This window comes from Desulfovermiculus halophilus DSM 18834 (assembly GCF_000620765.1).
GTDB lineage: Bacteria > Desulfobacterota > Desulfovibrionia > Desulfovibrionales > Desulfothermaceae > Desulfovermiculus > Desulfovermiculus halophilus.
The window spans coordinates 116462-138944 of sequence record NZ_JIAK01000009.1; the positions used below are offsets into that span (position 1 = coordinate 116462).

Consider the following 22483-nt stretch of genomic DNA (forward strand, 5'->3'; position numbering starts at 1 on the left):
ATGAGGGAACTGGCAAGAAAAATGGCCTTGGCCAGCTTAGGCACTGCCGTGGTCTCCACCGCCAAGGTGCGGGAAACCATGCAGACTCTGGTTCAGCAGGGCAAGCTGACCACAGAAGAAGCCGAACGCTTTACACACCAAATGTGCGAGACCGGAGAGAAGGAAATGAAGGACATGAAGCAGCACCTCAACGAAGGATTGGAACGCGTAACCAAGGGTATGCACCTGGCGCAGGCCGAAGAAGTTGAGCAGCTGCGGCACAGAGTGGATAACCTGGAAAAGCGCCTGAGCCTCCTGGAGGACCAGCTGACCCCGACTCCAGCCAGCGCAGGGCCGGCGTTTCCGGAGCAGGAGCCCTCTGATCCGGGCGGAGAATAGGCCCGGCCCCGGCCATTTTTATTGTGACCCTTGACCTGCAAGGACGGCCTCTTGGATCTGCATACCCTCTCCAGACTGAACCGGTTCAAGGAAATCTCCTTTACCCTGATCAAATACGGGTTTGGGGATCTCTTGTCCCGCCTCGATCTGCCGGACAAGCTCATTTTCTCCAAACCGAGCAGGAAAAGCCCCCGCTCTGAGGACAATACCTGGAAACGGATTCGATATGTGCTGACCGACCTGGGACCGACATTTGTCAAGTTCGGGCAAATCCTCAGCCTGCGGACCGACCTTCTGCCTCCTGACCTGGCCAGGGAGCTGAGCCGTCTGCAGGACGAGGTCCAAACCGAAAGCTGGGAAGCCATATCCACCCAGATTGAAAGCAATCTGGAGCGTCCCTTGGATCAGGTATTCGCCTACATAGAACCCGAACCCATGGCTGCGGCCTCATTGGCCCAGGTGCACAGAGCTCTTTTGGCCGCGGACAAAACAGTGGTCGCGGTCAAGGTTCAGCGGCCGGGGATCGAGCAAGTCATCCGCAACGATCTGGACATAATGGCCGGTTTGGCCAGACAGATCCACGAACGGATCGAGTCCATGGCTCTGTACGATCTCCCCGGCCTGGTCCGCGAGCTGCGGCACATGCTCCTGCGCGAACTGGACTTTGAACGCGAGGCCAGAAACATTCGCCTGGCTCAGTCCAACTTCCAGGGGCACGCCTATATCAGATTTCCCCGCGTATTCTCGGAGTTCAGCACCTCCAAGGTCTTGATCATGGAGCTGGTTCACGGGACCAAGCTCCGCGATGTGGGCTCCCTGCCCCCGGACAAGCGTCTTTTATTAGCCCAAAACGGACTGCGCGCGTCCCTCAAGCAGATTTTGGAAGACGGCTTTTTTCATGCCGACCCCCATCCAGGCAATATTTTCGTCATGGACGACGGGACGTTCACCATGCTGGATTGGGGCATGGTCGGCAGGCTGACTCCGGAGACCCGGCTCAAGCTCATCACCCTGCTGGAAGGAATCGTGGACCGGGACAGCGAAATGGTCCTCGAGATCCTCCTTGATTTTTCCGAGCAGGAAACCGGGGTGGATATCGACAATCTGCACCGGGACATCATTGATCTCCTGGACGACTATTACTCCCTGCCCCTGGCGGAGATAAACATTGGACAGCTCCTCTCCGCCATCACCTCTGTGCTGCATCAGTACAGGATCCGGATCAAGTCCGACCTGGCCATCATGATCAAGGCCATGGTCACCAGTGAGGGATCCGCCCGGCTCCTGTATCCGGACCTGGATGTGGTGGCCGAGGCCAAGCCCTTTGTCCGGCGCATAGCCCTGAGCAAGTATTCACCCGCCTATATTCAGCGACAACTGCGAAAAGGGCTGAGCAACGCCCTGAAGATGCAGAAGGAGTTCCCCCGCCAGGCCACAACCATACTGAACAAGCTTGAAGATGACCAGCTGTCCATCAGGTTTGAACACAGGAACCTGGAGGGAATGCGCCTGACCCTGGACCGGATAGCGAACCGTCTGACCCTGGGCATCATCACCGGGGCCATGGTCATCGGCTCATCCATGATCATCACCACTGGGGTCCGGCCGCTGCTCTTCGGCTATCCCGCCCTGGGGCTCATCGGCTATCTTCTCTCGGCCTGTGTGGGCATCTGGCTGGGCATCGACATCTTGCGGCGCAAACGAATGTAACCCGGAGCGAGGCTATGGATCGACACGCGGCACGAAAACTGCTTGATTCCCATTTGCAGGAGAAGAGTCTTATCAACCACAGCCTGGAGACCGAAGCGGTCATGCTGGGCCTGGCCAGGCACCTGGGGGCAGACCCGGATCTGTGGGGCATAACCGGCCTGCTTCATGATCTGGACTTTGAGCAGACCAGGGAGAATCCGGCTGAGCACGGCCTTATCGCGGCCAAAGAGCTGGAGCATGCCTTGGCGCCGGAAGCGGTGCAGGCCATAGCCGCCCACAACTGCGAAATGAACGGGACGTCTGCCCAAAGTACCCTGGATTATGCCCTGCGCTGCGCCGAAACCGTCACCGGCCTGATTTCGGCCAACGCCCTGGTCCGTCCGGAAGGCATGCAGGACATGAAGCCCAAGAGCCTGAAAAAGAAAATGAAGGACAAAAGCTTTGCTGCCAACGTAGACCGGGAACGGATCAGGGAATGCCAGCATATCGGCCTGGAGCTGGGAGAGTTTCTTCAGATCGCCATCACCGCCATGCAGGACATAGCACCGGACGTGGGGCTGGACAGATCTGCGGATTGACTGCAGGGCGTATCTGCAGGGTTTTGTCCGGATCCGTCAGGCCCAGTGCCTGCAGAGCTCAAAAAGCATACCTGGCCCCGGCCTTGTCCTTCTTGACAGCAGGGCAGGCTCGGGTGTACAGAAACTTCCTTTAGGAAATTGAATTGCTGGGGGTGTAGCTCAGCTGGGAGAGCGCAGCGTTCGCAACGCTGAGGTCAGGGGTTCGATCCCCCTCACCTCCACCAGGAAAATCAAGGGGTTGCAAAGCCGATTTTGCAGCCCCTTTTTTAATTTCCCAACCTACTCCGAACCAGCTGCACCTTTTTGCACCAGATACCGAAGGTGCTGTTCGCCCGTACCACAGCATCCGCCGAGAATTGTAAGTCCCCAGCGCCGATGCAGGTCAAGCATGCGGTCCCCCCAATCCTCAAGGGGATCGGCCTGGATCGTCTGCGCCCTGTCCAGCTCCTGATGATCCTGGGACGAGGCATTGGCCTGAATGCCGAAAAGCCGGGCCATAACCCTGCCCGTTTCCTCTTGTGGACGAAAGAAGGACGGATACGAACAATTGATCATATAGCCGGCCGGAGGTGGCGAGCATTCGGCGTCGATTCGCTGTATTGCCTGATCCAGCGAAAAACCGTCCAGAATCTTTCCCTCCCTGTTCAGAACAAAGCTGACAATAGAGGGGATTCCGGTTTTGGTCATGGCCTGAGCCAATCCGACCGCCTCCTCAACCGCCGGCAGTGTGGCGGCCATAAGGTAGTCAACTCCGGCCAGGGCCAGCTCCTCGGCCTGCCAGGCATGGAAGGCTGCAGCCGTCTTGGCGTCCAGGGACATCTCCGGCCTGTAGGCATCTCCACATGGTCCAAGCAATCCGCCGATACAGATCGGTCGATACATTTCCCTCCCCAGCTCCCGGATAAGCCCACGCATAAATCTGACTGCATCCCGGTTAATGGTAGTGGGCGCATGCGCAGACCGGACCATGTCTTGATTGGTCCTCCATGTGGGTGCGGTCACTAGAAGGGGGACGTCTCCGTCCCGGGCCGCAGCCAGGAATCCGCTGTATATGGCCCTTAATTCCTTCTGACCCTTTTGGTCGTAAATACAGGGTGCACACCCAAGATCCTGCTGTACCGCCGTATCGTTTCTGTGGCTGATAAGTTCGCTGACAGCGGCCTCCATCAGGATGAATGGATTTTCGGCAACGACAGCCCAAAGCGAATGGCTTGTGTTCATATCCCTCTCCGCAGGCCCAAGTTTTGGCTCTTCGACGCAGAAAATGAAATTGCATGCATAAGAGTTTGCCTTCTCTTCTGTGTGCCGTAAGCGGCAGGCTACGTCGAAGACCCCAAGATTTTCGAAGCATGACCGGCATGCCGCAGCAGATCGAACTTTGACGACCCTGTCTTGACATCCAGGGCAACAGCTTCCATTTTGATGCCTTTCTTTCAGGGTATGGTCCGGCCCGGACCTGGACATGCTGCTGAGTCGAAGAGCCTTTGCATGCCTCCTCTCCAGTGTCTTACAGCTTGCCAACGAACGCCCTACCATGTATATGGAGTAAATTATGATCAAGAAATATGTGCAGCAAAACAGACAGCTGGTCGTCCTGCTGGCCGTCTTTCTCTTCCTTTTGGGCTGGAGCTATCTGGCCCAGTACACTTCCAGCACAGCCATCAGCTACAGTGAGTTTCTCGCCCAGGTGGACAAGGGCAACGTAGAACAGATCACGGTTAAAGGCGAAAACATCCACGGCAGGCTGAACACCCCGGCCACCTTCAATGACGCGTCGTACACCAGCTTTTCAACCTACCTGCCCTCCTTTGGAGATCCGGAGCTGATGTCCAAGCTCAAGCAGCAGGGTGTTCAGGTGAACACTGAACCCAAGTCAGACCGGATATTATGGTACATCGTCATATCTCTCCTTCCCTTGCTGCTTATTTTCTGGCTCATTTTCATGCAGTACAAACGGATGCAGGGCCAGGGAGGCGGCCTGTTCAGCATCGGGCAGAACCAGGCCAGACAGTACGATCACAGCCAGGAAAAGACAACCTTTGACGACGTTGCCGGCGCCCAGGAGGCTAAGATCGAGCTGCAGGAAGTGGTCGACTACCTGACCGATCCGGACAAAATTCAGGACATGGGGGGCAAGATCCCGAAAGGGATCATGCTGGTCGGCCCTCCCGGCACCGGCAAGACCCTTCTGGCCCGGGCCGTGGCCGGTGAAGCCGGGGTGGCTTTTTTCAACATTACCGGCTCGGATTTCATGGAAATGTTTGTCGGGGTGGGCGCAAAACGGGTCCGCAATCTATTTCAGGATGCACGCAAGAATGCGCCGTGCATTATTTTCATCGACGAGATCGACGCTATCGGCCGCCGCCGGGGAGCAGGACTCGGTGGCGGGCACGACGAACGGGAGCAGACCCTGAATCAGCTCCTGTCCGAGCTGGACGGATTCGAGGCCCATGAAAACATCATCGTCATGTGCGCCACCAACAGGCCGGATATCCTGGACCCGGCCCTGAGCCGGCCAGGGCGTTTCGACCGCCGCATCATCGTCGAGCTGCCGTCCACTCAGGACCGGCTGGAGCTTTTGCATCTGTACACTCGGGAAAAACAGCTTGACGACGAGGTTGATCTCGACCGTCTGGCCCGGGAGACCCAGGGCTTCTCCGGCGCCGATCTGGAGAACATGCTCAACGAAGCCACCCTCCTGGCGGCCAGGGAGGATAGGGGATCAATCTCCCACGCCGAGATCGAGGCCGCCAGGGACAAGATACTTATGGGCCTCAAACGGCACGGCCTGGTCATGACCGAAGGTGAAAAGCGGATGGTGGCCTACCACGAAGCCGGTCACTCACTGGTCGGGGCCTTTCTGCCCAACGCAGATCCGGTGTACAAGGTTTCAATCGTCCCCAGAAGTCAGTCCATGGGCGCCACTCAGCAGTTCCCTGAACAGGAGCGCTACATCTACCCCCGGGAGTATCTGCAGGATAAGCTTGCAGTGATGATGGGCGGACGCTGCGCAGAATCTCTGGTCTTTGATACCGCCACCAGCGGTGCGGCCAACGATTTGCAGCAAGCGACCAAAATGGCCAGGAAGATGGTCCTGGAATGGGGCATGAGCGGCCAGTTTGAGCACATGGCCTTGGGCAGCGCCGGGGAGCAGGTCTTCCTGGGAGAAGAACTGGGCAAGGGGAAAGAGTACAGCGAAGCCACCTCCCAGGCCGTGGACAAGGAAGTGGAAACCATCCTCAGAGATGCCTTTGACCGGGCCAGGGACATCCTCAGCCGGCATCGAAGCGCTCTGGATGATTTGGCCCAGTCCTTGCTCGACCATGAAGAAGTCGCCGGAGAAAAGGTGTACAGCATTGCTGGAATCTCTCGATGATCCTTGACAAGCTGCCGAAATTTTCATAGGGCCTATCGTGATTTTCATGCACAACCCAGGAGACGGAAAGAGCCAAGACCCCCTGAGCACGGCCTCTTCCCGTCCCCAATCCTCAACCACAGGGTGTAGGCGGTTATGAGCGTTTCCTGGCTGCATATAGCAATCATCTTCTTCTTTGTTCAGGGCATTCTCCTCTTTGCCCTTGCCCCCTTTCTGCTTTCCTACCTCCTGGCCCCCAAGTCCCGGGGGGGAGAACTGCGAATGCCCTATGAATGCGGCCTGGCCCCCTATGGATCGGCCTGGGTCAAGTTCGGAATCAACTATTATTTCTATGCCCTGCTCTTCCTGGCCTTTGACGTGGATGTCTTGTACCTCTTTCCGGTGGCCACAGCCTACTCCCACGCCCCGGCCCTGCTCGCTTTTATCAAGCTTTTGATCTTTATCCTCATCCTCTTTGCCTCAGTCGTCTATTTTTGGAAGAAAGGAGTCTTCACATGGCCCAAGAAGATCAAGACATAGGCTTTCCCTTTGCTCAGGCCGATGTGGATGCCCCTCCTCTGAGCGCCGAGCCGGTTCAAAAGATCGTCAATATCTGCCGGGCCATGTCCCTCTGGCCTATTACGTTCGGCATAGCCTGTTGTGCCATTGAGATGATGAGCTTTGGAATGGCCAGATTCGATTCCGCCAGGTTCGGGGCAGAGGTCTTCCGACCATCCCCCCGCCAGGCCGATCTGATGATCGTGGCCGGAACCATTTCCAATAAGATGGCCCCTCTGGTCACCCGACTCTACGAGCAGATGCCCGCTCCCAGGTGGGTGATCGCTCTGGGCAATTGCGCCATCTCGGGCGGTCCCTTTGTCTTCAAGAACCAATATGGAATCGTGGAGGGCGTGGACCAAATCATCCCTGTTGATGTCTATGTCCCGGGCTGTCCTCCCCGGCCTGAGGGATTGCTCGAAGGACTTTTTCAGCTGCAGGAAAAGATTACCGGACGCAGGTGGTGGCCCACCCCTGACCAGGCCCAGATTGCTGAAAATAAGTAATCGGAATACCGACTTTTTGGTGACTGACCCCATATCCGCCCCAACGGCTCTGCGGGCAAAACGGGTCATGGAGCGGGCGGATGCGACCAGACGCATATCGAGCTCAAACCGGCAAGAGCCAGCCTGCGGCAGTATTAATCGGAGGAGCTGATGAGCAATCCCAAGGCCACACCGGATGATTCCGCAAAGCAGAAGACAGCCTCGAAAGACAAAAAGCCCGGCGGCCCTGTATATACCGGCTACGACCAGGAGTATTTCCTGGCCCTTGAGGATCTTCTCCAGGCCGTGCGCGTCCTGGACCAGGAGGGCTTTTTCCTCGAAGACATTTCCTGCTTGGACATCCAGGAAGGCTACCTGGTGGTCTACCGGTTCAACCGCTTTGAGCAGCCCGGTCGAGTCGGACTGCGGGTGATTGCCGACCGTGACGACCCGCACGTCCCGTCCATCTGGGATATATATCCCGGTGCGGCCTGGCATGAGCGGGAGTGCTTCGATTTTTTCGGCATCCGTTTCCGCGGCCACCCCAACCTCATTCCCCTTCTCCTTGATCCGGAGCACAAAGGGCCCCCGCCTCTGCTCAAAGACGAATCGAACCGCAAAGCCCTCGCTGAAATCCTTCCGGACCGGGATGTCAGTCCGGTCTCCCCCCAGAGCCGGGAATTCAGGCAGCAAATCCTCGATTGTTCCATCCAAGACCACAGGAAACAGTCATGACCCTGGACCTCAGACTCGACACCAGCGGCGATTTCTATGCCCAAAAGTTCCAGCCCACTCAGCGGGACGACACCCTGATTCTGAATCTGGGGCCCCAGCATCCGTCAACCCACGGCGTCCTGCGCATCCTGTGCGAGATCGACGGGGAATACATTGTCCGGGCCGAGCCCGTCCTGGGATATATCCATCGGATGCACGAAAAAATGGCCGAAGTGATGACCTACCCCCAGTATCTGCCCAATCCGTCCAGGACGGATTATCTGCATGCCCTGGCCTGGGGATGGGCCCACGTGGGAGCGGTGGAACGCCTTATGGGCCTGGAGGTTCCGGAACGGGCCGAATACATCCGGGTGATAACCTGCGAGCTGAACCGGATCAGTTCCCACCTCTTGTGGTGGGGCGCATATCTTCTGGACTTGGGTGCTTTTACCCCCATAATGTACGCCTTTGACGACCGGGAGAGGATCCAGGACATCCTGCAGCGGATCACCGGGTCCAGGCTGACCTATTGCTACTATCGATTTGGGGGGGTGTCCCAGGACATTGACGACCGGTTCATCGAAGAGACCCGGACTCAATGCGCCCGGATGAAGGACCGGGCCAAGATGTTCAAGGATCTGGTCACCGACAACTTCATCCTCCGGAAAAGAGTCGAGGAAATCGGAGAGATCCCTGTAGAGACCTGCAGGAAGTACGGGGCGACCGGCCCTGTCCTTCGTGGATCGGGCCAGAAGTACGATGTCCGCCTGGCGGAACCATATTCGGTATACGACCGTTTTGAGTACGACATACCGACCTGCGATACCTGCGACGCCATGGGCCGCTACCTGGTCCGCATGGAGGAGATGCAGCAGAGCATCGCCATCATCGAGCAGGCCCTGGACTCTCTGCCAAAGGGCAATGTCATCCACCCCAAGGCTCCCAAGCGGCCCAAGCCCCCGGCAGGCGACGTGTACTTCGCCGTCGAAGGGGCCAGAGGAAAGGTCGGCATGCACCTGGTAAGCGACGGGGGCACATCCCCCTACCGTCTGAAGCTGCGTGCGCCGGGCTTTTCCAATTTGAGCCTCTTTTCCGAGATTGCCCAGGGTACGCTCATTGCCGATGCTGTATCCATTCTGGGCAGTCTGGACCTGGTTATCCCGGAGATTGACAGATGATTGACGCAATACCCGCCCCTTTCATCGTTGTTTCGGTGGGCTTGGCCGCGGTCATGGCTTTCATCGGCGCAAACGCCCTGGTCCTGGTCTACCTGGAACGAAAGATTGCCGGCTTCATCCAGCGCCGCCCCGGTCCCTACGAAGTCGGGCCCCAGGGAATCCTGCAGCCGGTGGCCGACGGACTGAAGCTGGTCGGCAAGCAGCTTTTCACCCCCAAAGGGGCGGACGGCGTGTTGTACTGGCTGGCGCCCATGATTTCCATTGCCCCCACCCTGGTCTGCTTCTTGGTCATTCCTTTCGGCCCCCGTCTGCAGATCATCAACAGCAATGTAGGGCTGATCCTCATTCTGGCCTTTACCGGGGTCAATGTCCTCGCCCTGTGCATCGCGGGCTGGTCCTCCCAGAACAAATACGCCCTCCTGGGAGCGGCCCGGGACATCTCCCAGTCGGTTGCCTACGAGATCCCCCTTTTGCTCTCCGTTTTGCCCATTGTCTTCATCACCGGGTCATTGAACCTGTTTGACATCGCCTCATCGCAAGGCCCATGGCCCTGGCAATGGTACGGAGCATATCAGCCTGTGGCCTTCGTTATTTTCTTTATCTGTGCCCTGGCCGAAACCAACAGAAATCCCTTTGATCTCCCGGAAGCGGAAAGCGAGCTGACGGCTGGATTCCACACCGAATACTCCGGCATGGGGTTCGGGATGTTCTTTCTGGCTGAATACGCCTACATGGTTGTAGCCAGCTGCCTTACGGCCATACTCTTTCTGGGAGGCTTTCAAGGGCCGGTGGCTTCAGGCTGGTGGTGGTTTTTGGCCAAAGTCTACCTCCTTCTCCTGCTCATTATCTGGATCAGATGGACCTACCCCCGGGTCCGTTTCGACCAGCTCTTAAACATCTGCTGGAAATGGCTTATCCCCCTCGCCGTGCTCAACTTACTGGGAACCCTACTGGTGATTGCCCTATGATGGTCAAAAAATTTCGGGATACCCTAACCGGGCTGTGGAGTCTGCTGGTCGGGCTGAAGGTGACCGCGGTCAATTTTGTCCGCCCCGAGGTTACCGTTCATTACCCCAGGCAAACCGTGCCCTCACTGGAGGGCTACCGCGGACATATCGAGCTGGTCCCCAGTCAGGACGACCCTTTCAAATCCAAATGTATCGTCTGCATGACCTGCGTTCGGATGTGTCCGACCTCCTGCATCTCAGTTGCAGGCAGCAAGCCGAAGAAAAAAACAGCCGGCAAGGACCAGGCTGCAGATGCAGACTCCGGGGACACCCCCAAGGCCCAAAAGGCCAAACCCGAGCTGGAGTCTTTTGTTGTGGACTTTACCTACTGCAGCCTGTGCGGGCTCTGCGTCCAAAACTGCCCCACCGGGGCGCTCAGATTCTCCACCGACGTCTATCTGGCCGGTTTCAGCAGACAGGATTTTGTCTTTGACCTGCTTGGCAGGCTGCAGTCTCAGGCCGAGCACAAGGAGCAGTAAATGGATACTCTGACCTATGAAAATCTGGCCTGGGCCGTGCTCTTCGGGCACATAGCCGTTATCGCCGCCGGCGGACTGATAACCGTGCTGGCCAAAAGCCTGGTCCGGGCCCTTATGGGCCTGATCTTGACCCTCTTTGGCGTGGCCGGCCTCTTTTTCCTCATGGCCGCTCCCTTTATAGGGCTCATGCAGCTGCTCATCTACGTGGGCGCAGTGAGCGTGCTCATATTCTTCGCCATCATGCTCACCAATGCCTGGACCAGCGGAGATGAAAGCAAATTCCCTGCAGGCCGGAAGCTGCTGCTTGCTCTCCTGGCAGCCTTGGCCCCAGCCGTCTTTTTGGGGTCCGCCGCTCTGCGCACCGCTCCCCCATCGGCCCTGGTCCCGGAGGAAGTTGCCGTCAGCTCGCTTGGGCGCTTCCTCATGGAATCCTATATCCTGCCTTTCGAGCTGATCTCGTTGCTCTTGACCGTGGCCATGACCGGGGCAGTCGTTTTGGGTTTTGAACGGAGGGAAAAACAATGAGCATGCTGACCATCTATCACCTGGTGGCCATATTCCTGCTGTGCGTGGGTATTTTCGGGATTGTCTCCAGAAGAACCCTGGTCGGCGTCGTTCTCGGCATTGAGCTGATCCTCAACGGAGCAGGCTTGAGCATCATGGCCTCCACCCAGCTGACTGCCGCCCCCAATGAGCTGGGCCAAGTGGGAGCCCTGCTGGTCATGGGGATTGCGGCGGCCGAGGCCACACTCCTTCTGGCCATCCTGCTCGTCGTATTCAAGCGGTTTCGAGGCGTTGAGGCCGACAAATTGATAACCTTGCGCGGATGATTCCGAAAGTACATCGACCTGTAGCTTGCAGGCTTTCTCACAGGGACAATCTACCATGATGCCTTCTCTCCTTCTCCAAACAATCCTGGTCCCGGCAATCGTCGCCCTGATTATTCTGCTTTTCAGATTCCAGCTGGGGAAAAGGGCCGGATGGGCGGCGGCCCTCAGCCTGGCCTATACCACAGCACTGCTCATCGGAGCTCTGTATGCGGTATACACAGGGAGCCCCATCCAGGAGAACTATCAGCTCCTGCACAGCCCTGATATCAGCATCACCCTGACTGCAGACGGCCTGAGCATTGCCGTGGCCCTGATATGCAATCTGCTCTGCCTGGCTCTGTGTACCTATTCCATCTCCTATGTCCCCCACCGCATTGAGATCCTGTATCCCAGTGTCTTGGGAACCAAGGGGGAAATCAGCTATTTCACCTGCTTTTTCTACCTTTTCCTCTTCTTTCCCGTAGGCTTTATGGGGGTCAGCTTTGCCAGTGATCTGGTCCTCATGTATTTCTTCTTGGAAATCCTGACCCTCTTCCTGTTCTTCCTCATGGCCTATTTCGGCTATTACGAGCGGGTCTGGGTGGCCACCATGTGCTTCATCTGGGGGGTATTTTCGGCCTTGTTCTTCCTGGCCGGCGTAGCCATCATCTACTCGCAGACCGGAACCTTCCAGATCGATCAGATCAGCAGCATGGCCGGAACGCCCATGGCCTTCTGGGCCATCCTCCTGGTCCTGGTCGGGATGTGGGGCAAGCTGGCCATCGTCCCCCTGCATGTCTGGATGCCCTGGGTCCACGCCGAACATCCCACCTGCATCGCCGGCTTGCTGGCAGTGTATGCCAACATCGCCGCATACATCATTGTCCGCACCCTGGTTCTTCCTCTCTGGGGCGACTTCCAGTGGTTCGGACCGCCGATCATGATTTTGGCCGTGGCGACCATGATCTACGGGTCCCTGCTGACCCTGGCCCAGACCGATATGAAGCGCATCCCGGCCTGCTCGACCATCAGCCAGACCGCGTACTCCATGCTGGGGATCGGGGCCCTGACCGCGACAAGCATTGAAGGCGGGCTGTTTTTTTTCTTAAGCCACATCATGGGCAAGACCGTTTTCTTTTCCACCTGCGGGATCGTGGTCTATACCACGCACACCAGAGATACCCGCCTGCTCAGCGGCCTGGCCACGAAAATGCCCCTGACCGCGCTCTTGTTCATCAGCGGCGGCCTGATGCTGGCCGGCATCCCTCCGTTCAGCAGTTTTGCCGCAGAGGTGATTATGTTCGCCGGCATCTTTGCCCGAGGAGATATGCTGGGTCTGGTCATCGGCATTGTGGGATTGATGGCCATCCTATTGACCATTACCTATGCAGTGCACTTTATCCGCACCATTTTCTTCGGTCCCCTGCCCGAGGATCTGGCTCAGAACGAACATATCAAGGATCCGCCCTGGACCATGATGGCTCCCCTTATGGGCATTGTCCTGGTGGCTGCATTTTTGGGCGTTTATCCCTCGTTGATCATGGAGCTCTTTGAACCGGTGATCAGTCAGGCCCTGGCCGGAATGTAAGGTTTGTCCCGTCAAGGCGGCGTCGACCTGAAATGTTCACCTCACCCTGTACTCAACCCCAAACCTCGAGGCGGAATGCATATGGACACCCAGCTTGCGTGGCTTTGCCTGGTCTTCCCCTTTATCGGGGTGGTCATCACTCCGATCCTGGCCCGCATAAGCACGCCGGTGATGAACTTCGGTGCCGTCTTCTTTTCTTTCCTGGCCGCCCTGTGCGCGGCATCCCTGCTCCCTTTGCTGTCAACGTCAGGAGTGCTGCCCTTGGAATCCACATTTATGTGGCTTTCCACCCCCATTCAGGTCAGCTTCGGCGTCCTGCTGGATCCATTGAGCATTATCGTGGCCAATGTCGTAGCTGTGATCAGCTTTTTGATCATGGTCTACTGCCTGGGGTACATGAAAGGCAATCCGGATATCATGCGCTTCTGGATGCTGATGAACACCTTTATCGGCAGCATGCTCCTCCTGGTCTTGGCCAACAATATGATAGTCATTTTTATCGGCTGGAAGCTGGTCGGATTGTGCAGTTACGGGCTGATCGGCTTTTACTACCGGGATGAAAAAGAATACTGGATTGGCGGGCCGGATCCCTACCCCTTCGATCGCCCATCGGTCTGCGGGGTCAAGGCCTTTATTGTCACCAGCATCGGGGATATGCCCCTGCTCGGCGGCATGCTGATCATGTATTACTATTCCGGGACCTTCAATATCCTTGAGCTCTACCACACTGCACCGGAATGGATGCCGGCCCTGGCAGCCACTCCTTGGATGGTCATCCTGGTCAGCATCCTGCTTATCGCCGGTCCGGTGGGCAAGTCAGCCCAGTTCCCCCTCCATGAATGGCTCCCGGAGGCCATGTCCGGCCCCGGCCCGGTGTCCGCCCTGATCCACGCTGCAACCATGGTCAAAAGCGGTGTCTTTCTTATCGCCAGGTTTATACCCATATTTTATTACGCCTATTGGACAGCGGGAGTGGACGAGGCCATGTACTTTTTTCACATCGTGGCCTGGATTGGCGCCATCACCGCTTTCCTGGCCGCCAGCCAGGGCCTGGTCGCCCTGGAGCTGAAAAAGGTCTTGGCCTACTCCACCGTCAGCCAGATCGGATACATGATGCTGGCTCTGGGGGTCAGCGGATTCAGCCAGGGCATCCTGGTCAGCGGGTATACCGCAGGCATTTTCCATCTCATGAGCCATGCCATGTTCAAGGCCTGTCTCTTCCTCTGTGCCGGAACTGTCATCCATGCCGCCCATTCCATCTATATCCACGAAATGGGCGCTCTGCGCAAATACCTGCCCTACACCTGGCTGTTCATGGGCCTGGCCACCCTCTCTCTGATCGGCCTGCCGCCGTTCCCCGGCTTCTGGAGCAAGGAAGCAGTCCTGACCTCCGCCCTGAACTCTGAGCATTACCTCCTGTTTGCCATCGGTTTGATCTCTGTGGTCTTCACCGCGTTTTATTCCATGCGCTATTTCGGGATGATGTTCCACGGCCGGGCAAGCGAACATATCCAAAAGCAGCGAACCGGTTCCCATCACCATGTCCACGAGGGATATATTTCCCAAACCGTGGCCTGCGGCGCATTGGCAGCAGGCATTGTCCTTTTCGGGCTGTTCGGCCTGAAGGCTGAACACGTCCTGCATCATCTGTTCGATTCGGATTTGGTCCACAGCCTCTCCCTGGCCACAGCCCATCTGGAGCCGGCCTTCTCCAAGGGGTTTATGGTTTCATTGTCCATAGCCAGCATCATCCTTGGCGCTGTCCCGGCCTATCTGTTCTACTATACGCGGAAATGGGATCCACGGGCCGTGTATGACCGGTCGGCGGCAATGCGCATGCTGCACGCCTTTCTGTGGAACAGGTGGTATATCAATGCATTCTACAATTGGTTCTTTGTCCGCGGGGTCATGCGCTTGGCCCGGGGCGTTGCCGACCTGATCGAGGTCGGGGTGGATGCCCTTGCCCACCGCATTCTGCCCGCGACCCTGTTCGCAGGATCCAGGATCTCCATGATCGTCGATCAGGAAGGTATTGACGGGATTCTGGACGGGTCAGCCTATCATGTCCAGAACTCGGCGGGCGGACGCCTGTCCAGAATACAGACCGGCAGACTCCAGGAATATCTAGCCATGGCCGTTTTCGCCGCCATGATCATTTTCGGCGCGATGCTGCTCTTTTGAGCCCGCTGCCGGCAGGAAACGAAACACCGCGATCTGCGCACAATCATACTCAACGTTTGCCGGAGAAGTCGCCATGCTCACCTCAGGTTTTCCCCTGCTCAGCACCTTGATCTTCTTCCCCCTGCTTGGGGCTGGGATCCTCTTTTTCCTGCGCAGCGACACTGCGGTCAGGGTGTTTACCCTGGCAGTCGGCCTGATCGAATGTCTCCTTGCCGTGCCCATGGCTGTCGGCTTTGATACCAGTACAGCCCGGTTTCAGATGGTGGAAAAGGCGGAATGGATCCAGAGCTGGAACATCTCCTACTTCCTGGGGATAGACGGAATCAGTGTGCTCATGGTCCTGCTCTCGGTATTCCTTCTGCCCATATGCGTCCTGTGTTCCTGGAAATACATCGGACGGCGGGTAAAAGAGTTCCATTTCTGTCTGCTGCTGATGACCACGGCCTGCATCGGGGTGTTCACCTCCCTGGATTTTGTTCTTTTCTACATCTTCTGGGAGGCCATGCTGGTCCCCATGTATCTTTTAATCGCTGTCTGGGGCGGCCCCAAAAGACGCTACGCATCCCTGAAGTTCTTCATCTACACCCTGGCTGGAAGCACGCTCTTTCTGGCCGCTATCGTTGCCCTGTTCATCAATACCGGTACATTTTCCATTCCCGAGCTCATGGAGCACAGCTACAGCTTCCGGTTTCAGTTCTGGACCTTTTTGGCCATGGCCCTGGCCTTTGCCATCAAGGTCCCCATGTACCCCTTCCACACCTGGCTGCCGGCTGCCCATGTGGAAGCTCCCACTGCCGGGAGCGTGCTCCTGGCTTCGATTTTGCTAAAGATGGGGGCCTACGGCTTTCTCCGCTTTTGCCTGCCCATCACCCCGGCCGCCAGCCACTTTTTCGCCCCCCTGATGATCGGCATGGGCATCCTGTCCATTATCGTCGGATCCCTCCTGGCCCTTGGGCAGTCGGACATGAAAAAGCTCATCGCCTACTCCTCTGTGGCCCACATGGGCTTTGTTACCCTGGGCATCTTCGTTTTCGCCTTTCGGGGCGTCGAAGGGGCCATCATGCATATGCTCAATCACGGAATCATTACCGGCGCCCTGTTTCTGCTGGTCGGGCTGATTTACGAACGCAGCCACAGCCGCGAGCTCGCTGAAAACCTGGGGGTAAGCAGGTACTTGCCGTCATTTACCGGATTTCTGCTTCTCTTTTCCATGGCTGCGTTTGGTTTTCCCGGGACCAACGGGTTCTTCAGCAAGCTTTTAGTCCTTTTGGGAGTATTTGAGGTCAGCACCCCGGTAGGTGTGGTCTTTATCGTCGGGCTGCTCCTGGGGCTGGCGTATCTGCTTCGCCTGCTGCTCAATGTCGGCTGGGGAACGCCGACCAAGGCGGCGGCGTGGAAGGATATGAGCTTCCGGGAATGGGTCTACCTGGTGCCGTTGGGAGTGCTGGTCATCTATCTCGGGGTCGCCCCAGGAAAAGCCCTCAGCTTTCTAGGGCCGTCCATTGACAATCTGCTGGACAATTTCCAGGCTCAGAAAGAACTCCGGATTGAGACTGCTTCCACGCCCTCTGCTCAGTTCAGGGCCCAGGACGGTGCATACCTTCCTTTGTCCTTTGCAGGGGAAGATACAAGGCCCATTGGGCAACACATGCATGCCGCATCCCTTCACCTGCCCTCCTTCCAGGATGCGGAGCCGGATGTGCGCCGTGTCGCGTGGCTGCCGGAGAGGACATCGTCAATACCGGCTCCGGTCCGGATGAGTGAAGAATAAGGAGACAGGACGTGCTCAACTTCAATCCACAGCTCATTGCCCCTGAATTGTTCATGGTCGCCGTGCTGGCGCTTCTGTTTGTCCAGAGCATCACGGACTGGTTGAAGGAGGCCGTTGAATGGGTCCCGCTGGCGGCCCTGTTCGGCGCTCTGCTGGTCTTTCTGGCCCCTGCCGGCAGCCAGGACATGTTCTACGGCTCGTATCACATCGACAGCCTGTCCCAGTTTTTCAAGGGCATTGTCTTCATCGGTCTGGCCGTATGTGCGGCCAATGCCATGCGGGTGCCGAATCTGGGCAAGGCCAATAAGGCCGACTATTTCTTCTTCATGTTCATGAGCGCTTTCGGGCTCCTCCTTTTGTCCAGCGCTGTTGAGCTGTTCACCATCTACATCTCCATGGAGCTGGCCTCCTTCAGCCTGTATATCCTGCTTCCCTTTCGCAACAACGACCAGCGGGCAGTAGAAGCGGCTGTCAAATACGTTCTGTTCGGAGCTGTGGCCTCAGCAATAGGGCTGTACGGAATCTCCTATATTTTGGCCGCCCAACATACCTCCTATATCTCGGAGCTGTTGACCATGGATTGGTCCTTTGCCCACCAGCCCATGGCCCTCATCGGCTTGGCCCTCTTTTTGCTGGCCTTTTTGTATAAAATCGCTCTGTTTCCCTTTCATTTCTGGGCCCCGGACGTCTACCAAGGGGCCAGCAATGAGACTGCCGCCTTCGCCGCCACCCTGCCCAAACTGGGGGCCATTGTGGTCATGGTCCGGCTCATGGCCTTTCAGCCGGGGCCTGAAGTGATTACGATTTTGGCTGTGTTCGCTGCTGTTTCCATGACCCTGGGCAATCTCACCGCCCTGATCCAAAGCGACGTCAAACGGCTGCTGGGGTACTCCAGCGTGGCCCACGCCGGTTTTGTGGTCATGGCCCTGGCTGCCGGAGGAGCTCACGGACTGGCCTCTGCCGCTTATTACGCCCTGGTCTATATGGTCATGAACCTGACCATTTTTTGGGTCATTACCCGGATCTCACATGCAGGTGAAAACGTTGCCCTCACCGACCTGCAGGGCCTGCATTCCCGTTCCCCGCTCCTGGCCTTTGTCCTGGCCGTATCCGCCTTTGCTCTGGTCGGTCTGCCCCCGACAGCCGGCTTCATCGGCAAGCTGTTTGTTCTCAACTCCGCATGGGACGCAGGCCAATACTGGCTGGTGATCATCGCGGTGCTGAATACCGCTCTGGCCATCTTCTACTACCTCAACCTTGTCCGCCACGCGTACACCCTGGATCAGAGCACGCCGGCCAAGATCGCCTTGAGTCCCATCGGCGCCTCAATGGCCATACTCCTGGCCGTGGGGGTCTTGTACCTTGGGATCGTGCCCCAGAACATCTACGCCTTTCTGGTTCAAGCCAGCATGGGCATCATATCCTGACAGGCGCGGGTCTCCAGGTCACAACCCGAACTGTGGCACATCTGCCGCAGTCCCGTTCCCCTGTGCAGCTGGGAAAAAGAGGCTCTTAGACCCAGAAACACGGTCAGCGTCGAAGAACCTGGTTTTCTCAGGACAACGGCATGGGCCTGGACAGGCACTCCCGGCCCGGCCGGGAGAGCTGATCAAGGATGCTGTACTCCCCCTCTTCTGTGTTCAGTGGCGGACAGGCATTGGCCACATGCTCCAGATCCTCAAGGTACTTTCGCCAATGATCCAGGTAAAATGACAGCGGCCTGGAGAAATTTTCCCCCACCAGCCCGTCCAGCAGGAGCCTGCTTATCTGCTTTTCCCGGAACAGGACATGCTGGGAGAGCAGGATCACCATTCGTTCTTCCCTGGACATCTGCCGGAACAACTGCTTCAGGACCCCCCTGGCCCGAGGCTGATACATCCAGAAGTACAACAGATCCAGGGCGTTGACGATTACTATATTCACCATCTCCCGCTTCTCGTACTCAATGCTCTGCATCAGCTCCTTGGTCGATTCCAGCATGAATAGGACATCGTCCATCGGAAACATGCGTTCCAGCTGATCATAGGTGTTGAACAGGTGCTGGAACTTGCCCTTGTAGTCCACCACCCTGCGCCGGATGTAGGCCGCCCGGTCGGCCAACCCCTCTATGACTCCGGCCACACTGTCCGAAGCCAGCTTGGAGATGATTGCCGCCCACTGCTGCAGTACAGCCTGCACCCCGGCCACACCAAGCATCCCCAAAAGACCTCCGGCCAACCAGTTCAAGGCCAGAGCCAGGGGGATAGCCAGAACACTGCGGAAAAAGTTGCCGATGACTGCTCCCCGGGGCAATCCCCGAAAAAAGTTGTGCGTAGAGAGATACAGGCCGTTGACCAGGGAGATGACTGCATAGACCAGGAAGGGATGGGTGCCGACAGTCGCCCCCAGCCCCTGATCCAGGGCCAGGGTCTTGACCACGTAGTCCAACAGGGGAACCGAGAATCCGGTAAACATCAGGGAGTCTGCCAGGCGGTCCCAGCTGACGTAGTTGTTCCATTTGATCAGAGAGGGCCTGTTGATTCCACCGCAGGCGAGGATGGATTGGATAATGTTCCGCACCCCGGTGATGCCGAACCAGATCAGGGCCCCAAAATAGGTCAAGAGCCACCAGTCCTGGCTTAAGAAGAACGTCAGAAAGGCGGGAATGAAGCCAAGACATATCTTGGCCCCAATCCGCAGCTTGGTGTTCAAATAGCTCCAAAAGGATCGCACTCCCTTGCCGTTGTGGTTTCGGGAGCTTTCATTCCCCCGCACCCCGCCCAGGGTGTAGATATTGCTCTGCTGAGAGCTGAGCAGGAAATAGTCTTCCACCACCCATTCCCGCCTGCGCTGTCGTCCCAGGCGCTTCAGGCCCGGAAGCCGCTCCAGGGAAGAAAGGAAACGATGAACCACCGGCTCGTTTTTCGACGGATAGGAATCCTGAACAAAAGACCGGACACCCACCCCGACGCTTGTATGGGTCTGGCCTTGTCTGCTCCGGGATCGGAGCACCTTTCTGGTCCTTTTCGGCAGGGATTCGGCCAGAACGAATCCCATGCCGTAAACCCGCCCGGATTGACCTGTTGAGTCCGTCCCGATGCATCCGCTGAGAGGCCTATCCTGATACGAGGCCTGAAAGGTGGAGATCTCGCATAAGATCTCCAGAAGCTTATCCTTCCTGTCCGCCTCCTGATCTCCCCAGCTCTCGGTTTCCTGAACAAACTGACCCAAGTACTTCTTGAGCTTGATAACGTTTCCTGCATTCAGGGCCCGCTGCAGCTTGATTATCCTCTCCTGATCATACTCCCGGCCCAGAACCTGATTCTTCAGGTTCAGTATCTCCAGATGGGATACAAGTCCCTGGCAGTCGTACAGCAGCTCCACAACATCCTGGACCTGCAGATCGCACAGGTTGAGTATGATATTGGAATTGGAATGCAGACCGTGCAGGTTGAAGGCCAGCTGGGCCGGACTCAGGGCCAACAGCTCGGGGAGGTCTTCTCCACTGAAGATATCCGGAACATCAGGGTTGTGCTGCTCACTCAGATAATCTTCGACAATATCGTAGATATCCAGCCCGGCAACAAACTCGCTGCCCTGGGCATCCACCTGCCCTGATCCGTATGGTTCAAGCTCTGCCCCATTATTACGCAGTTCTCGAGCAGCGGAGTCATGGATATACTTGGCCAGGTGAAGCACTGAGACCTGACCCTGCCGCACCGAGCCCATGAACGTATCTGCATCCAGGGGAGACAGCTGAATCCCCAGACGGTCATTCAGGGATGCCAAGTGCCGGCGGTTGAAAGAGTGCAAAAGCCCCAGCACGTACTGTGTATTCAGCTGCAGGACCTTCTTGCCCTGAAGCAGAAAGTCCCTGATCCGAGGGCTTTGCAAAAATTCAACAAATCCAGCAAAATCGCGCAGCCCCCGAGGCACCCATACCAGACGAACCTGTTTGCCTCGAAACTGAACACTGAACTCAATCCCTATCTTGACCTGAATGTCCATGATCGCCGCTGCTTCCAGCAGCTCAGCGGCTGCGTCCCGGGAAACATAATTGTAGTGAATGACTGTCAGGCTGCGGATTCCCTTGATCCAGGCATCCATGATCAAGTGAGTCGGCGACTTGCGGCCGATGGTATTTACATCGTGCACATGCTCGTCAAAGGCAACTTGATTCCATTCTTCCGGCATCTCCAGAAGATGGTACTTTTCCAGCTGGGCCCTGACTTGCCTGGGCTTTCCCTGGGCGACTGTTGAAAAATCCCGGGCCAGCTCCAGCTGTCGGCGGCAGTCCCCATGGCTGCGGACAAGGTTTTTCATTATTTCCACCAAAACCCTGGCCGCGTTTATGCGCAGGGGCCCGTGGGATGTATACAGCACCTCGTCCCGCAAGGAGCACAAGGCCTTGATCCGGTCCCTCGCCTTTCCACTCTCCAAGGATCCGAGAAGCTGAATAACGGAATACGCAATCCGCAAGGCCCTGGGAGCGGCCATCTCCTTGATCCCGTGCGGATGCAGATAGGGTGCCAGGAGCTCCTTGTAGTCGGAGTGGCCGCGCTGGTTGTAAACCGTGTTCACCAGCCGAAGGAGATCGAAATCGCTCTGGTCGAAATATATCCGGGAGATATTGTCGATATCCGCACAGTTGAATTCAGAGGAAAAACTCATGGCTTGCTCGTTTACGCTCGCCTCATCTATCAGCAGCCAGGTCCTGCAGCTGCTGCTCATACACAGAGGCATCCTGATTGCTGAAAAGGACAAAACGGATCAGCTGTATGGACGTAAGCTCAGGGATGTGCGAGATGCACGTTGAGAGGGCTACCCGGGCCGCTGCCTGCAGTGGATATCCAAAAGCCCCGGAGGAGATGGCCGGGAAGGCGATGGAGGTGATCCCGTGGCTGTCAGCCAGCTCCAGGGCATGGGCGTAACATGCCCCAAGGAGCTCATCCGCCGGCTCATCTCTGCCGTATACAGGTCCGAGACAATGAATGACATATGCGTTCGGCAAATTATGGGCTCCGGTTATGACCGCCTGTCCGGGCTCGATCGGGGCCAGAGGACGGCACTCCTTTTCAAGGCCTGGACCACCCGCCCGGTGCAAAGCACCGGCTACTCCTCCACCGGTTCTCAGCTGCGCGTTGGCTGCATTCACAACTGCATCCATGTCCGGCTGCTGGGCAATATCGCCCTGGATGCACTCAAGGGTGACGCCTTTGATCGTCCGCGCTGTCATAGCTGTGTCCCTCCTTTCTGAGGTTTGGTAGCATGAAATTATACGCAGAAACTGGAAAAGACGCAAAAAAAAAGGCTCCCTGAAGAGGGAGCCTTTTTTTGTAAGGAAATGTCCTGGCAGCGACCTACTTTCCCACGGAAGGGTCCGCAGTATCATCGGCGTTGGAGGGCTTAACTGCCGAGTTCGGAATGGGATCGGGTGTCTCACCTCCACTCTGGCCACCAGGACAAAATCTATAAGTAACACAGGGTAGGAGAGATTAAAGAGATAAGACGAACGGCTTATTAGTACCGGTTCGCTCAACACATTGCTGCGCTTACACGTCCGGCCTATCAACCTGGTCGTCTTCCAGGAGCCTTCAGGGAGACCTTATCTTGGGGCAGGCTTCCCGCTTAGATGCCTTCAGCGGTTATCCCTTCCGATCATAGCTACCCTGCTGTGCCGCTGGCGCGACAACAGGTCCACTAGCGGATCGTC

The 22483-nt window shown here is 57.1% G+C and carries 19 protein-coding genes, 1 tRNA gene and 2 rRNA genes; 17 read left to right on the forward strand and 5 right to left on the reverse strand.

The window, feature by feature from the left end:
- The 4 genes from N902_RS0106050 (at nucleotide 1) to N902_RS0106065 (ending at nucleotide 2890) form a co-directional block, all read left to right on the forward strand.
- Nucleotides 1-378 (forward strand): phasin family protein, encoded by a 378-nt coding sequence (locus N902_RS0106050; RefSeq protein WP_027370206.1) that lies wholly within the window; start codon nucleotides 1-3, stop codon nucleotides 376-378.
- Nucleotides 379-429: 51 nt separating this feature from the next.
- Nucleotides 430-2088, forward strand: a complete 1659-nt coding sequence (locus N902_RS0106055; protein WP_027370207.1) for an ABC1 kinase family protein — start codon at nucleotides 430-432, stop codon at nucleotides 2086-2088.
- Nucleotides 2089-2102: 14 nt separating this feature from the next.
- Entirely contained in the window at nucleotides 2103-2666 is a 564-nt protein-coding gene (locus N902_RS0106060) for an HDIG domain-containing metalloprotein (protein ID WP_027370208.1), read from the forward strand.
- A 148-nt stretch (nucleotides 2667-2814) separates the two neighbouring features.
- Nucleotides 2815-2890 (forward strand) — tRNA-Ala (locus N902_RS0106065).
- Between the two features lie 55 nt (nucleotides 2891-2945).
- On the opposite strand, the gene N902_RS16665 is transcribed toward N902_RS0106065, so the two are convergent.
- Complete coding sequence (locus N902_RS16665) at nucleotides 2946-3887, reverse strand: homocysteine S-methyltransferase family protein (protein WP_051564368.1); 942 nt, start codon at nucleotides 3885-3887, stop codon at nucleotides 2946-2948.
- 331 nt (nucleotides 3888-4218) lie between these two features.
- On the opposite strand from N902_RS16665, the gene ftsH reads away from it, so the two are divergent.
- From ftsH to N902_RS0106135, 13 genes are all read left to right on the forward strand, one after another.
- Entirely contained in the window at nucleotides 4219-6042 is a 1824-nt protein-coding gene (ftsH, locus tag N902_RS0106075; protein ID WP_027370209.1) for an ATP-dependent zinc metalloprotease FtsH, read from the forward strand.
- 135 nt (nucleotides 6043-6177) lie between these two features.
- On the forward strand, nucleotides 6178-6561 hold the full coding sequence (locus N902_RS0106080) for an NADH-quinone oxidoreductase subunit A (RefSeq protein ID WP_027370210.1): 384 nt from the start codon (nucleotides 6178-6180) through the stop codon (nucleotides 6559-6561).
- Entirely contained in the window at nucleotides 6537-7085 is a 549-nt protein-coding gene (locus N902_RS0106085) for an NADH-quinone oxidoreductase subunit B (protein WP_027370211.1), read from the forward strand. Before N902_RS0106080 ends, N902_RS0106085 begins: the two co-directional genes overlap by 25 nt.
- A 150-nt stretch (nucleotides 7086-7235) precedes the next feature.
- Complete coding sequence (locus N902_RS16670; protein WP_051564369.1) at nucleotides 7236-7799, forward strand: NADH-quinone oxidoreductase subunit C; 564 nt, start codon at nucleotides 7236-7238, stop codon at nucleotides 7797-7799.
- On the forward strand, nucleotides 7796-8956 hold the full coding sequence (locus N902_RS0106095) for an NADH-quinone oxidoreductase subunit D (RefSeq protein ID WP_027370212.1): 1161 nt from the start codon (nucleotides 7796-7798) through the stop codon (nucleotides 8954-8956). The genes N902_RS16670 and N902_RS0106095 overlap by 4 nt, the downstream gene beginning before the upstream one ends.
- Nucleotides 8953-9924, forward strand: a complete 972-nt coding sequence (gene nuoH / locus N902_RS0106100) for an NADH-quinone oxidoreductase subunit NuoH (protein ID WP_027370213.1) — start codon at nucleotides 8953-8955, stop codon at nucleotides 9922-9924. Before N902_RS0106095 ends, nuoH begins: the two co-directional genes overlap by 4 nt.
- On the forward strand, nucleotides 9921-10442 hold the full coding sequence (locus N902_RS0106105; RefSeq protein ID WP_027370214.1) for a 4Fe-4S binding protein: 522 nt from the start codon (nucleotides 9921-9923) through the stop codon (nucleotides 10440-10442). The genes nuoH and N902_RS0106105 overlap by 4 nt, the downstream gene beginning before the upstream one ends.
- On the forward strand, nucleotides 10443-10967 hold the full coding sequence (locus N902_RS0106110) for an NADH-quinone oxidoreductase subunit J family protein (protein WP_027370215.1): 525 nt from the start codon (nucleotides 10443-10445) through the stop codon (nucleotides 10965-10967).
- Nucleotides 10964-11272, forward strand: a complete 309-nt coding sequence (gene nuoK / locus N902_RS0106115) for an NADH-quinone oxidoreductase subunit NuoK (RefSeq protein ID WP_027370216.1) — start codon at nucleotides 10964-10966, stop codon at nucleotides 11270-11272. Before N902_RS0106110 ends, nuoK begins: the two co-directional genes overlap by 4 nt.
- Nucleotides 11273-11327: 55 nt before the next feature.
- A complete protein-coding gene (locus N902_RS0106120) occupies nucleotides 11328-12839 on the forward strand; it encodes a complex I subunit 4 family protein (RefSeq protein ID WP_027370217.1) in 1512 nt (503 codons plus the stop codon).
- 81 nt (nucleotides 12840-12920) lie between these two features.
- On the forward strand, nucleotides 12921-15020 hold the full coding sequence (locus N902_RS0106125; protein ID WP_027370218.1) for an NADH-quinone oxidoreductase subunit 5 family protein: 2100 nt from the start codon (nucleotides 12921-12923) through the stop codon (nucleotides 15018-15020).
- 73 nt (nucleotides 15021-15093) lie between these two features.
- Nucleotides 15094-16791 carry a complex I subunit 4 family protein gene (locus N902_RS16675; protein WP_244147378.1) on the forward strand — a complete coding sequence of 566 codons (1698 nt, stop codon included), beginning with the start codon at nucleotides 15094-15096 and terminating at the stop codon, nucleotides 16789-16791.
- Between the two features lie 53 nt (nucleotides 16792-16844).
- Complete coding sequence (locus tag N902_RS0106135) at nucleotides 16845-18218, forward strand: NADH-quinone oxidoreductase subunit N (RefSeq protein ID WP_051564375.1); 1374 nt, start codon at nucleotides 16845-16847, stop codon at nucleotides 18216-18218.
- Nucleotides 18219-18345: 127 nt separating this feature from the next.
- Here the strand turns inward: N902_RS0106135 and N902_RS0106140 are convergent, their stop codons facing one another.
- The 4 genes from N902_RS0106140 to N902_RS0106155 all read right to left on the reverse strand — a co-directional run.
- Nucleotides 18346-21501 carry a hypothetical protein gene (locus tag N902_RS0106140; RefSeq protein ID WP_244147379.1) on the reverse strand — a complete coding sequence of 1052 codons (3156 nt, stop codon included), beginning with the start codon at nucleotides 21499-21501 and terminating at the stop codon, nucleotides 18346-18348.
- Nucleotides 21464-22006, reverse strand: coding sequence for a macro domain-containing protein (locus N902_RS0106145; RefSeq protein WP_027370221.1), 543 nt, complete (start codon nucleotides 22004-22006; stop codon nucleotides 21464-21466). Before N902_RS0106145 ends, N902_RS0106140 begins: the two co-directional genes overlap by 38 nt.
- A gap of 111 nt (nucleotides 22007-22117) precedes the next feature.
- Nucleotides 22118-22232 (reverse strand): 5S ribosomal RNA (rrf, locus tag N902_RS0106150).
- Nucleotides 22233-22269: 37 nt separating this feature from the next.
- Nucleotides 22270-22483: ribosomal RNA gene (locus tag N902_RS0106155) — 23S ribosomal RNA — on the reverse strand; the annotation flags it as partial.

What these genes read in the sequence shown, in the direction of transcription:
- N902_RS16670 (WP_051564369.1), top strand. Translation starts at nt 7,236, where the DNA reads ATGAGCAATCCCAAGGCCACACCGGATGATTCCGCAAAGCAGAAGACA.
- N902_RS16675 (WP_244147378.1), top strand. Translation starts at nt 15,094, where the DNA reads ATGCTCACCTCAGGTTTTCCCCTGCTCAGCACCTTGATCTTCTTCCCC.
- N902_RS0106145 (WP_027370221.1), bottom strand. Translation starts at nt 22,006, where the DNA reads ATGACAGCGCGGACGATCAAAGGCGTCACCCTTGAGTGCATCCAGGGC.
- N902_RS0106080 (WP_027370210.1), top strand. Translation starts at nt 6,178, where the DNA reads ATGAGCGTTTCCTGGCTGCATATAGCAATCATCTTCTTCTTTGTTCAG.
- N902_RS0106135 (WP_051564375.1), top strand. Translation starts at nt 16,845, where the DNA reads ATGGTCGCCGTGCTGGCGCTTCTGTTTGTCCAGAGCATCACGGACTGG.
- N902_RS0106120 (WP_027370217.1), top strand. Translation starts at nt 11,328, where the DNA reads ATGATGCCTTCTCTCCTTCTCCAAACAATCCTGGTCCCGGCAATCGTC.
- nuoK (WP_027370216.1), top strand. Translation starts at nt 10,964, where the DNA reads ATGAGCATGCTGACCATCTATCACCTGGTGGCCATATTCCTGCTGTGC.
- N902_RS16665 (WP_051564368.1), bottom strand. Translation starts at nt 3,887, where the DNA reads ATGAACACAAGCCATTCGCTTTGGGCTGTCGTTGCCGAAAATCCATTC.
- ftsH (WP_027370209.1), top strand. Translation starts at nt 4,219, where the DNA reads ATGATCAAGAAATATGTGCAGCAAAACAGACAGCTGGTCGTCCTGCTG.
- N902_RS0106050 (WP_027370206.1), top strand. Translation starts at nt 1, where the DNA reads ATGAGGGAACTGGCAAGAAAAATGGCCTTGGCCAGCTTAGGCACTGCC.
- N902_RS0106085 (WP_027370211.1), top strand. Translation starts at nt 6,537, where the DNA reads ATGGCCCAAGAAGATCAAGACATAGGCTTTCCCTTTGCTCAGGCCGAT.
- N902_RS0106095 (WP_027370212.1), top strand. Translation starts at nt 7,796, where the DNA reads ATGACCCTGGACCTCAGACTCGACACCAGCGGCGATTTCTATGCCCAA.
- N902_RS0106105 (WP_027370214.1), top strand. Translation starts at nt 9,921, where the DNA reads ATGATGGTCAAAAAATTTCGGGATACCCTAACCGGGCTGTGGAGTCTG.
- N902_RS0106110 (WP_027370215.1), top strand. Translation starts at nt 10,443, where the DNA reads ATGGATACTCTGACCTATGAAAATCTGGCCTGGGCCGTGCTCTTCGGG.
- N902_RS0106060 (WP_027370208.1), top strand. Translation starts at nt 2,103, where the DNA reads ATGGATCGACACGCGGCACGAAAACTGCTTGATTCCCATTTGCAGGAG.
- N902_RS0106125 (WP_027370218.1), top strand. Translation starts at nt 12,921, where the DNA reads ATGGACACCCAGCTTGCGTGGCTTTGCCTGGTCTTCCCCTTTATCGGG.
- nuoH (WP_027370213.1), top strand. Translation starts at nt 8,953, where the DNA reads ATGATTGACGCAATACCCGCCCCTTTCATCGTTGTTTCGGTGGGCTTG.
- N902_RS0106140 (WP_244147379.1), bottom strand. Translation starts at nt 21,501, where the DNA reads ATGAGCAGCAGCTGCAGGACCTGGCTGCTGATAGATGAGGCGAGCGTA.